Genomic DNA, 12,109 nt, shown 5'->3' on the forward strand with positions numbered 1-12,109 from the left:
TATCTTTAAGTCAGAAAATTCAAAATAAAGGAGTGGTTTTGTGAAACTCTCAGAATTGACTTCTAGTGGTCATCCTAAGACATTGTTTGGTTCATTTTTATATTTTGACGTGAGTTTCATGATTTGGGTTTTGCTGGGGGCACTCGGTGCTTTTATTGCACAAGATTTTGCCTTATCGACAATAGAAAAAGGCATGATTGTAGCCATTCCGATTTTATCCGGATCTTTTTTTCGAATTGTGCTAGGCCTATTAACAGACCGAATGGGACCTAAAAAAACAGCGATGATGGGCATGATTTTGACCACCATTCCGCTTATATGGGGGTTTTTCGGTGGTACAACCCTTTCAGAGCTAGTACTGATCGGGATTTTATTAGGGGTTGCAGGTGCGAGTTTTGCGGTCGCTTTACCGATGGCAAGCCGCTGGTACCCTCCTCATTTACAAGGGGTAGCGATGGGAATTGCCGGCGCCGGAAACAGCGGAACACTGATCTCGACACTCTTTGGACCAAGGCTTGCGGAGATGTATGGCTGGCATACAGTGATGGGGCTCGCTCTTATTCCTTTAAGTTTCGTCTTTTTGTTTTTTATTTTCACAGCAAAAGATGCACCAAACCAGCCCGCCCCTCAGCCGCTTCGGTCCTATTTTTCAGTCTTTCAAGTGAAAACAACGTGGTTTTTCTGCCTGCTTTATGCGATTACATTCGGTGGTTTTGTCGGCCTTTCAAGTTTCTTGAGTATTTTCTTTGTGGACCAATATGCGATTTCAAAAATTCATGCCGGTGATTTTGTGACGCTTTGCGTGGCGGCAGGCAGCTTCTTTCGGCCAGTTGGCGGTTTGATTGCCGATAAAATTGGCGGGATGAAAGTACTGCTCGGTTTATTTGCTTTGATTGGTATCTGTTTAGGGGCAGTGAGTAGTCTACCTGCTTTACCAGTGGTCATTGCGCTTTTATTTGTCGGAATGATGTGTCTTGGTATGGGGAATGGGGCGGTGTTCCAGCTTGTGCCGCAAGTGTTTCATAAGGAAATTGGGATTGTGACTGGAATTGTAGGGGCTGCAGGAGGCATTGGGGGATTCTTTTTACCAAACGTTCTTGGCAGTTTAAAAGAAATGACGGGCTCCTATACGTTTGGCTTTTTGACCATTTCTCTTTTTGTTCTTGCTGTCTTCCTCTGTTTGGTTGTCTCCCAGTTCAAACGTAAAAAAGTCATTATCCAGCCAACCATGTCTGAATCATAAAAAGCCATGACCACTCTTTGGTCATGGCTTTTCTCTATATATGGTAAACACCCTTTGTTTGACCTATTTTGGCAGAACCGAACTCCCCATTAAATAACGGTCTACCTCATGCGCCACTTGTCTGCCTTCGTTAATTGCCCAGACAATCAAGCTTTGACCGCGTCTTGCATCTCCCGCTGCAAATACGCCTTCTACATTCGTCGTATATTCCCCATATTTTGCGTCAATCCGATTGTTTTTGCTGTCCACGCCAAAGTGTTTCACTAGCGGCTGTTCAGTTCCCTCAAAACCAATCGCAATAAAGACTAGCTGAGCTGGCCATACCTTCTCTGTTCCTGGAATCTCATGAAATTCAAACTTCCCTTGCTCGTTTTTCACCTTTTCCATTTGAATGGTATGAAGCTCTTTTAACTTCCCATTTTTATCAGCCACAATCTTTGTGGTTTGAATCGAATATTGCCGCGGATCTTCTCCAAATTTTGCTTGTGCTTCTTCGTAAGCATAATCTAGAGAGAAGACATAAGGCTGTTCTGGCCACATGTTATCCCCTACACGTGTATCTGGAAGCTTTGGATGCTTTCCGAATTGAACAACACTTTTTGCTTTTTGGCGAAGTGCAGTTGCGACGCAGTCAGCGCCTGTATCTCCTCCGCCAATCACAATGACGTCTTTCCCTTTTGCGTCAATAAAGTTTTTATCTTTGAATCCTGAATCAAGCATGCTTTTTGTTGCGAGTGTTAAATAATCCATTGCCAGGTGAATCCCTTTTGCTTCCCTGCCTTCAATTAACAGGTCACGCTGCTTTTGTGCACCTGTACAAAGGATGACCGCATCAAATTGCTCTTTCAGTTCATCAGCCGTGATATCCACACCAATTTCTGTATTGGTCACAAAGTCAATGCCTTCTTGTCTTAGCAGTTTAACTCTGCGCTCAACGACTTCTTTGTCGAGCTTCATATTCGGAATACCATAAGTGAGCAGTCCACCAAGACGATCAGATCGTTCAAACACGGTTACAGCGTGCCCTGCTTGGTTTAGTTGGTCTGCACTTGCCAGTCCTGCTGGTCCTGATCCGACAATGGCAACCTTTTTCCCTGTACGGCTTGAAGGAATTCTTGGTGTAATCCAGCCATTTTCAAAACCTTTATCAATGATCGTCCGTTCGATATTTTTAATCGATACTGCTGGATCATTGATCGCGACGGTACATGAGCCTTCACAAGGTGCTGGACATACTCTTCCAGTAAATTCAGGGAAATTGTTCGTTTTTTGTAGTCTTTCAAGCGCTTCTTTCCATCTGCCCCGGTAGACAAGGTCATTCCATTCTGGAATTAAATTGTAGATCGGGCAGCCAGAAACGCCGCCCCTGATCTCCATCCCAATTTGACAAAACGGTGTTCCGCAATCCATACATCTAGCACCCTGCTGTTTCAATACCTCATCTGTATAAGGAGCTGAATATTCTTTCCAGTCATTTTGACGAGTGAGAGGGTCACGTTCATTTGGCTTTTCTCTTTTATAATCCATAAAACCTGTTGCTTTGCCCATTGTCCTCTCCCCTTTCTTAATGAGCGACGGCTGCTTTTTGCCCGTTTGCCGTTTCTTTATTTTTCGGTTTTGTGTTTGCTTCAAATGCGAACATAACAGCTTCCTCGTGGCTGAGGCCTGCTTGTTTTTGTTCCTCAATGCTTTGAAGCATCATTTTGTAATTTCTCGGAATGATCTTAATGAATTGATTCTTTTCTTGTGCCCAGTTCTCTAGAAGCGCTGCTGCTTTTGAGCTGTTTGTATAATCAAGGTGTTCCTGAATCATTTGCTTCACTTCTTGTTCTTCTTCGTGAACTGTGAGTTTTTCAAACATGATCATTTCCATGTTGCACATTCTTTTGAACTGTTTTGCATCAGATGTATGCACGTAAGCGATACCGCCAGACATCCCTGCACCAAAATTTTTCCCGACGTCACCTAAAATGACAACACGTCCGCCAGTCATGTATTCACAGCCGTGATCACCGATTCCTTCAACGACCACATTGACACCTGAATTACGCACGGCAAATCGTTCACCTGCACGGCCGTTAATATACGCTTTTCCGCTTGTCGCGCCGTAAAATGCAACGTTACCGACAATCACGTTCTCATGTCCATTTTGTACAAAGTGATCAGATGTTTTGACAGCAATTTTGCCTCCAGAGAGTCCTTTGCCGATATAGTCATTTGAGTCACCTGTTAAATATAAGGACATCCCCTTTGGAACAAATGCGCCGAAGCTTTGTCCAGCTGAACCAGTGAACCGAAGTGTGATCGTATCCTCTGGCAGACCTTCTTCTCCGTAGCGCTTAGACACTTCACTGCCCGTAATCGTTCCAGCTACACGGTGAATGTTGCGAATGTTTAGTGACAGATCAACCGGTGTTTGATGATGGAGCGCTTCCTGTACGTAAGGGAGAATCTCATTCATATCCAGTGATTCATCAATTTTATGATTTTGTGGCGTTCTGAATGTGCGTGCTCCCTCTGGCTGATAAAGCAGGGTTTCAAGGTTCAGCTGTCCTGCTTTCCAGTGTGCTTTTGCTCTTTCACTTACTGATAAAACATCCGTACGCCCAATCAATTCATCCATTGATGTAAAGCCAAGTTCAGCTAAAATTTCTCTTACTTCCTCTGCAATAAACATCATGAAGTTGACAATGTGATCAGGGTCACCCATGAATTTTTTGCGAAGTTCCGGGTTTTGAGTAGCGACACCGACTGGGCAAGTATCTAAATGACATGCTCTCATCATGACACATCCTAATACGACAAGTGGAGCTGTCGCAAAGCCGTATTCTTCTGCTCCTAAAATCGCAGCCATGACAACGTCGCGTCCTGTCATTAATTTGCCATCCGTTTCAAGAACGACTCGCTCTCGAAGGCCGTTTAAGACAAGGGTTTGATGCGCTTCTGCCAATCCAAGCTCCCAAGGAAGTCCTGTATGTTTAATACTTGTTTTCGGAGAAGCCCCAGTACCGCCATCATATCCACTAATTACGATGACATCAGCTGTGCCTTTTGCAACACCTGCTGCAATCGTTCCAACGCCAGCTTTAGAAACTAGCTTGACGCTGATGCGTGCGTCACGGTTTGCGTTTTTCAAATCATGGATCAATTGAGCCAAATCCTCGATCGAATAAATATCATGGTGAGGCGGTGGTGAGATTAGGCCAACACCTGGCGTAGAACCACGTACGTCTGCGACCCAAGGATATACTTTATTCCCTGGCAGCTGTCCGCCTTCTCCAGGCTTTGCACCTTGCGCCATTTTAATTTGCAGTTCATCTGCATTGACTAAATAATGACTTTTCACACCAAAGCGGCCAGAAGCAATCTGTTTAATCGCACTTCTGCGATCATCCCCGTGCTCATCTACTGTAAAGCGTGCAGGATCTTCCCCGCCTTCTCCGCTGTTGCTTTTGCCGCCAATTCGGTTCATCGCAATCGCTAGTGCTTCATGCGCTTCTTTACTTAATGAACCAAATGACATCGCACCTGTCTTAAAGCGGCGCACAATGGATTCTGCAGATTCAACTTCTTCCAGACGAACTGGCTTTTGTTTTGAATGAAAAGCAAATAGATTTCTAAGGAAACCAATTCGTTCTTCATCCGCTGCCTTCGTATATTGTTTAAATAAATCATAATCTTCGTTGCGGCATGCCCACTGAAGGGTATGAATGGTTTTTGGGTTAAAGGCATGATGCTCTCCATTTTTTCTCCACTGGAATTCACTGCCTGATTCTAGCGTTTGATCAGTTGATGCCTGATACCCAGCCTCATGACGAAGTTTTGCTTCACTTGCAATGGTGTCAAGATCAATACCGCCTAGCTGAGAAGCTGTTCCTGTGAAATACGCCTGGATGACATCTTCACTAATGCCGACTGCTTCAAAAATTTGTGCGCCTCGATAGCTTTGGACAGTGGAAATTCCCACTTTAGACATTACTTTAACTACGCCCTCAGTCACACTTTTCCCAAACTTTGTGACAGCTTCATCAAAGCTAATCGCAATCGCTTCTTCAGCAATAAGCTGTTTGTATGTTTCGTAAACGAGGTACGGATGGATCGCATCTGCGCCGTAGCCAATCAGTGCGGCAAAATGATGAACCTCTCTTACTTCTCCGGATTCGACGATTAAGCTCACCTTTGTTCGTAAGCCTTGACGCACAAGATGCTGATGAAGTGCACTCAATGCAAGAAGTGGTGGAATCGGCACTTTTTCTTCCGTCATGTCACGATCGGAAAGAATTAGTAAAGATACCCCTTCACGAATGGCTTTTTCTGCCTCTTCAAACATCGCATCAAGACCGCGTTTTAGGTCATCAGTGAAAAGTGTATGAATCGTTTTGCTTTTAAAGGCGTTATGAACAATCGTTTTCAAGCCGTTGAACTGCCCGCTTGTTAAAACTGGTGTATAAAGTTTAATTCTTCGGCATGAATATTCATTTGGATGTAAAATATCTCCCTCAGCACCTAACCAAGTCATGGTCGATGTGACAAGCTGCTCACGAATGGCATCAATTGGCGGGTTCGTCACTTGAGCAAACAGCTGTTTGAAATAAGAAAACAGCGACTGCGCACGATCTGATAACACAGCAAGCGGTGTATCACTTCCCATCGAGCCTATTGGGTCCTTGCCTTCTTCTAGTAAAGGAATTAAATACTTTTGAATGTCTTCGTACGTATAATGGAAAGCACGCTGACGCGTTAACAAATCACTCATTATACTAGAATTTTCTGAATTTTCTTCCGAGCGATTGACGTGAACCATTTCTTCATCGAGCCATTTTTGATAAGGAAGTTCATTCGCAATCGAAGATTTCACTTCTTCATCAGAAATAATGCGTCCTTCTTCTAAATCGATTAACAGCATTTTACCTGGTTCAAGACGGTCTTTATACTTCACATCTTCTTCATTCGTGTCGATGACGCCAACTTCAGATGAGAAAATGATATGATCGTCATTTGTCACGTAGTATCTCGCGGGTCTTAATCCGTTACGATCTAAGATGGCGCCGATTTGTTTACCATCCGTAAACGAAATCGCTGTTGGGCCATCCCATGGCTCCATTAACGAACTATGGTATTCATAAAATGCCCGTTTCTCTTTTGACATGTGCGTATTCTCCGTCCACGGCTCAGGAATCAGCATCATCGCTGTATGAGCAGGAGTACGCCCTGCAAGCACGAAAAATTCAAAGGCATTGTCTAAAATGGATGAATCACTTCCGTCTGCATTCAGCACTGGCAAAATCTTGTCTAGATCTTCTCCGAAGGCTTCAGACACGAATTGTTGTTCTCTTGCTCTCATCCAATTGATGTTTCCTCTTAATGTGTTAATTTCTCCGTTATGAATTAAGTAACGGTTTGGATGCGCTCGTTCCCATGTCGGGAATGTATTTGTACTAAATCTTGAATGAACGAGTGAAAATGCAGAAACAAATGTTTCATCCTGTAGATCAAGATAAAAAGCATCAACTTGATCTGATGTTAAAAGCCCCTTATATACGATGGTTTGACTCGACAGGCTGACAAAGTAAAATTGTTTTTCCTCTGCTGTTCCCCAGTTTTCAGCCTGCTTGCGGATGACGTATAATTTTCGTTCAAATGACAAACGGTCTGTAATGTTGTCGTTTGCTCCGATGAACACTTGCCGGACAACCGGACAGCTCTTCGCTGCAACCGTTCCAATTTTCCCAGCATCAACAGGAACCGTTCTCCAGCCAATTAATGTTTGCCCTTCTTGTTTAATGAAGCCGTTGATCTTTTGTTCGATCGCTTGACGCGTTTTGGCATCATCATCTTTTGAAAAGAACACCATTCCTACCCCGTAACGGCCCTTTTCAGGAAGTGCAAGGTCTTGACAGTTCTTTCTAAAAAAAGCGTCTGGCAGTTGTACCATTAAACCGGCACCATCACCTGTATACGGATCACTGCCTTGCCCGCCGCGGTGATCAAGCTGGCACAGCATTTGCAATCCCTTTTTGACGATGCTATGTGTCGCCTCCCCTTTTAAATGGGCGTACAGTCCGATTCCACATGCATCATGTTCAAATTCAGGACGGTAGAGACCTTGTGGTTGTGGTAGTTGATTATAAGTCATCGTTTCTCTCCCCCGTTTAAAAGATCCGTTTTTTCACAGTAATAAAATCTCACAAACTCTGTAACTTATTTTAAGTTTTCAAATTAATATAAACAATATATAATTTAGATCAAAACAATCTCTTTTTGAGATAGATGGGTGTGAAGTGCAAAAATGGAGCTTCGTCAATTACGTTATTTTGTAGAAGTTGCTGACCGTGAACACGTGTCAGAAGCGGCTGAAAACTTACACGTTGCCCAATCTGCCATCAGCCGGCAGATTGCCAATTTAGAAGAAGAACTTGGAGTGGCTTTATTCGAACGAGAAGGACGAAATATCAAATTAACGAAAATCGGCAGACAATTTTTGGACCATGTCAGAACCGCCCTAAAAGCGATAGATTACGCCAAAGAACAAATTGATGAATACTTAGACCCTCACAAAGGGACAGTGAACATTGGATTTCCTACAAGTCTAGCAAGCCAAGTGCTCCCTTCTGTCATTTCCGCATTTAAGCTGGAATATCCAGAGGTCGATTTTTTACTTCGGCAAGGTTCCTATAAGTTTCTGATTGAAGCTGTCAAAAATCGAGACATTGATCTTGCCTTTTTAGGACCCGTCCCGACAAACGATCCTCAAATAGAAGGAAATATCTTGTTTTCCGAAAGCATTTATGCCCTTTTACCGGTTAGCCACCCCTTTAGCGGACAAAGGAGCATTCATTTAAGTGATTTAAGAAAGGATCATTTCGTGTTATTTCCTGAAGGGTATGTGCTGAGACAAATTGCGGTTGATGCTTGCAAGCAGGCAGGCTATGAGCCTACCATTTCATCTGAAGGAGAAGATTTGGATGCCATAAAAGGTCTCGTATCGGCAGGAATGGGTGTTACCTTATTACCCGAAAGTGCCTTTTATGAAACAACACCGCGATTTACAGTGAAAATTCCCATTGATTTCCCTCAAGTGAGAAGAACGGTCGGAATTATTGCTTCTAAATCGAGAGAGATGTCTCCTTCTGCCCATGATTTTTATATGTTTGTAAAGGACTTCTTTTCAAAAATTGAACAATATAAATAATTCATTAAAACAAGACATTTCATTTGTAGAAATAATCCCTCTTTGTATATGATGAGTTACAGAACAACAGACTATATGGAAGAAAGGTAATCGTATGAAATCAATTTTATCGTTTTTAAAGCCCTATCGGCTATCCGTTGTGTCCATTGTGATTCTCACCTTTTTAAGCAGTATGCTCCAGCTGTATTTACCGACGCTTACGGCAGATATCGTTGATGTCGGGATCGTCCAAGGAGATGTCGCTTATATATGGAAGGTTGGGGGCTGGATGGTGGCTTGTTCTTTACTTGCCATCTTGCTCACGATTTGGAAGTCCTACTTGTCATCTAAGACAGCTCTAGGCTTCGGGCGTGATATGAGAAGACAGCTGTTTGTGCATGTCGAACAATTCTCATTAGAAGAATTTCAAAAAATCGGGACATCTTCCTTTATTACAAGATCCACAAATGATGTGAAACAAGTTCAAGATGTCACGATCATGATCTTACAAATGATGACACGGGCGCCTCTAATGCTCGTTGGTGGAATTATTTTGGCTGTATCTAGAGATGCTGTGTTATCTCTCATCTTTTTAGCAGCTCTTCCCCTTCTTGGCGGGTTCATTTATTTGGTATCAAGAAAAGCGATCCCCCTCTTTGGCCAGCTTCAGAAAAAAACGGACCGGCTGAACTTGATTATGAGAGAGTCGCTTTCAGGCATTCGGGTCATTCGTGCGTTTAACCGAGTAGATGACGAAAAGGAACGTTTTCAAGAAGCCAATACATCGTATAAGGATACTGGTCTTAAGGTCAATCGATTAATGGCGTACTTGTTCCCTTTTATGCTCATTATCATGAACTTCACGAATATCGGCATTGTCTGGATTGGCGCTAATCGGATTGATGCCGGACAGATGGAAGTCGGGAATCTGATCGCCTTCATTCAATATGCGATGATGATTTTAATGGCACTCATTATGCTTTCTATGAGTTTTATTATGGTGCCTAGAGCTCAGGCATCAGCTAAACGGATGAATGAAGTGTTAAATCTAGAACCAAAAATTAAAGACAAAAAAGAAGCTGTCACTAAACTTGATCAGCCAGCCCAGTCCATTCGCTTTGAGGATGTGTCATTTTATTATTCAAATGCTGAAAAACCAGCCGTTCAAGACATGACGTTTGAAGCCAAAAAGGGTGAAACGACGGCGATCATTGGCAGTACAGGTTCCGGGAAAACGACCCTTCTTCAGCTGATGACACGTTTTTATGAAGCAACAGAAGGAAAAATTATATTAGATGGTGTCGATATTAGAGAATTGCCTCAAGAGAAACTGAGAAGTCAGATGGGTTATGTTTCTCAAAAAGCCATTTTATTTAGCGGAACCATTGCTGATAATGTGCGCTTTGGCAAACGAGATGCTACAGATGACGAGATTTGGCAGGCACTGCGGACAGCACAGGCCGAAGAATTTGTTTTGCAAAAAGATGGCGGAATTCACGCAGAGATAGACCAAGGGGGTTCGAATCTCTCTGGCGGTCAAAAACAACGTCTTTCGATTGCAAGAGCACTCGTAAGAAAACCTGCATTCTACCTGTTTGACGATAGCTTCTCTGCCCTTGATTACAAAACGGATGCAAAACTTCGGTCAGCGCTAGAAGCTGAAAAAGAGCATGCTGCTTTGATTATTGTGGCTCAAAGAATCAGCACAGTGAAGCATAGCGATAAAATCATTGTGTTAGATGATGGAAAAATAGCAGGTATCGGTACACATGAACAGTTACTGAAAGATAACCTTGTCTATCAAGAGATCGTCGCATCACAGGAAGGTCAGGAGGTGGAGCAAGGATGAGTAAAAAAATGTCTTCTGGAATGGGACATAAAGGCGGTCACCCAAGGGGCCCAGTACAAAAACCGAAGGAATTTAAAAAAACACTTCTTCGTTTAACGGGCTATTTAAAACCGAGGAAATTTCAGCTGATCGTTGTCCTGATTGCAGCGATCGGTTCAACCGTTTTTAATGTCATCAGTCCAAAATTACTTGGGGATGCCACCTCTTCCCTATTTGAAAGTTTTACACAAGGAACTGGTGTTCAATTTGATGTCATTTCACGCATTTTATTGTTGCTTGTTCTATTATATGTCGTGGCATCTCTCTTCTCATTCGTGCAGCAATATGTAATGGCGGGTGTCTCGCAGCAGACCATTGCTGAATTAAGGCAGGAAGCAAATGACAAGCTCACACGTCTCCCCCTTCGTTATTTTGATAAAACAACACACGGAGACACGCTGAGCCGGGTGATGAACGACATTGATAATATTAATACTTCTTTACAGCAGGCACTCACGCAAGTGATCACATCTGTTATTACAGTCATTGGAATTGTCGTCATGATGCTTTTCATCAGTCCGCTGCTGACGCTGCTTGTTTGTTTGACGCTGCCTCTTAGTTTGTTTGCGATTCGAGGCATTACATCATTTTCGCAAAAGCATTTTAAAGCACAGCAAAAAGAACTAGGGATGATCAATGGACATATTAATGAAATGTTCACAGGACATCAGACGGTTCGTGCGTATGGCTATGAAAAGAAAGCCATTGATACATTTGATCAATTAAACGAACAACTATATGAATCTTCAAGAAAAGCACAATTTATCTCCGGCTTAATGATGCCGATGATGACCTTTATTGGGAATCTTGGCTATGTGGCGGTAAGTGTTGCTGGCGGAATTCTTGTCATTAATGGGAATATTCGTGTTGGGGATGTGCAAGCATTTATCCAATACACACAGCAAATGTCGCAGCCGCTTGTGCAAGCATCCAGTGTTGCAAACTTAGTTCAATCTGCTATCGCTTCTGCTGAACGGGTGTTTGAAATTCTGGATGAGGAAGAAGAACATGCGGAAGAAGATGCAGCGATTGATCTTAAATCCCTTTCCGGAGATGTGGCCTTTGAGCACGTGCACTTCGGTTATGAGAAAGATCAACCCATTATTAAAGATTTGAATTTACATGTCCGAGAAGGACAAACGGTTGCCATTGTTGGGCCAACAGGCGCTGGAAAAACAACGATTATTAATCTGTTAATGCGCTTTTACGAGCTAGATCAAGGCTCCATTCGCATTGGCGGCGTAAAAACCACCGACCTCAGCCGAGAGCAAGTGCGTGACTTATTTGCGATGGTTCTTCAGGATACATGGCTCTTTGAAGGCACAATTTATGACAACATCGCATATGGCAGACCGAATGTTTCAAAAGAGGATGTGTTGAAGGCCGCTAAACATGCCTATGCAGATGATTTCATCCGCACCCTTCCAGATGGATATGACACACTCTTAACAGAAGATGCCGGCAACCTCTCGCAAGGTCAGCGTCAACTGTTAACCATCGCCCGTGCCATCTTATCTGATCCGAAGATATTAATCTTAGATGAAGCAACAAGCAGTGTCGATACACGGACAGAGATGCATATTCAAAAAGCGATGAATGAATTAATGAACGGCAGAACAAGCTTCGTCATTGCACATCGACTTTCAACGATTAAAGATGCCGATCTCATTTTAGTCATGAAAGATGGCACGATTATTGAAAAAGGAACTCATCGTGAGCTTTTGAAAGAAAAAGGTTTTTATGCAGACCTCTATATGAGTCAATTTGCCGAGAACCAAGTCGGTTAAACAGCACCAAAAAGGATAGA

Annotated in this window: 6 protein-coding genes; 4 read left to right on the plus strand and 2 right to left on the minus strand. The window is 43.0% G+C overall.

Annotation, left to right across the window (positions count from 1 at the left end):
• Nucleotides 1-40: 40 nt before the first annotated feature.
• Nucleotides 41-1,243: a nitrate/nitrite transporter gene (locus tag LCD34_RS00055; protein WP_008346586.1), complete on the plus strand. Its 1,203-nt coding sequence runs from the start codon at nucleotides 41-43 to the stop codon at nucleotides 1,241-1,243.
• Between the two features lie 63 nt (nucleotides 1,244-1,306).
• On the opposite strand, the gene gltD is transcribed toward LCD34_RS00055, so the two are convergent.
• The gene (gltD, locus tag LCD34_RS00060; RefSeq protein WP_008346585.1) at nucleotides 1,307-2,791 is read right to left on the minus strand and encodes a glutamate synthase small subunit; all 1,485 of its coding nucleotides are present in this window, start codon (nucleotides 2,789-2,791) and stop codon (nucleotides 1,307-1,309) included.
• A gap of 16 nt (nucleotides 2,792-2,807) precedes the next feature.
• On the minus strand, nucleotides 2,808-7,379 hold the full coding sequence (gene gltB, locus LCD34_RS00065; RefSeq protein WP_224558371.1) for a glutamate synthase large subunit: 4,572 nt from the start codon (nucleotides 7,377-7,379) through the stop codon (nucleotides 2,808-2,810).
• A 153-nt stretch (nucleotides 7,380-7,532) separates the two neighbouring features.
• Here gltB and LCD34_RS00070 point away from each other — a divergent pair, with 153 nt between their 5' ends.
• From LCD34_RS00070 to LCD34_RS00080, 3 genes are all read left to right on the plus strand, one after another.
• Complete coding sequence (locus LCD34_RS00070; RefSeq protein ID WP_008346581.1) at nucleotides 7,533-8,435, plus strand: LysR family transcriptional regulator; 903 nt, start codon at nucleotides 7,533-7,535, stop codon at nucleotides 8,433-8,435.
• A gap of 94 nt (nucleotides 8,436-8,529) precedes the next feature.
• Complete coding sequence (locus LCD34_RS00075; protein ID WP_224558372.1) at nucleotides 8,530-10,263, plus strand: ABC transporter ATP-binding protein; 1,734 nt, start codon at nucleotides 8,530-8,532, stop codon at nucleotides 10,261-10,263.
• Nucleotides 10,260-12,089 (plus strand): ABC transporter ATP-binding protein, encoded by a 1,830-nt coding sequence (locus LCD34_RS00080; RefSeq protein ID WP_224558373.1) that lies wholly within the window; start codon nucleotides 10,260-10,262, stop codon nucleotides 12,087-12,089. The genes LCD34_RS00075 and LCD34_RS00080 overlap by 4 nt, the downstream gene beginning before the upstream one ends.
• The last annotated feature ends 20 nt before the right edge of the window (nucleotides 12,090-12,109 follow it).

The organism is Bacillus sp. RAR_M1_44, assembly GCF_020165935.1.
GTDB classification, from domain to species: Bacteria; Bacillota; Bacilli; order Bacillales; family Bacillaceae; genus Bacillus; species Bacillus altitudinis.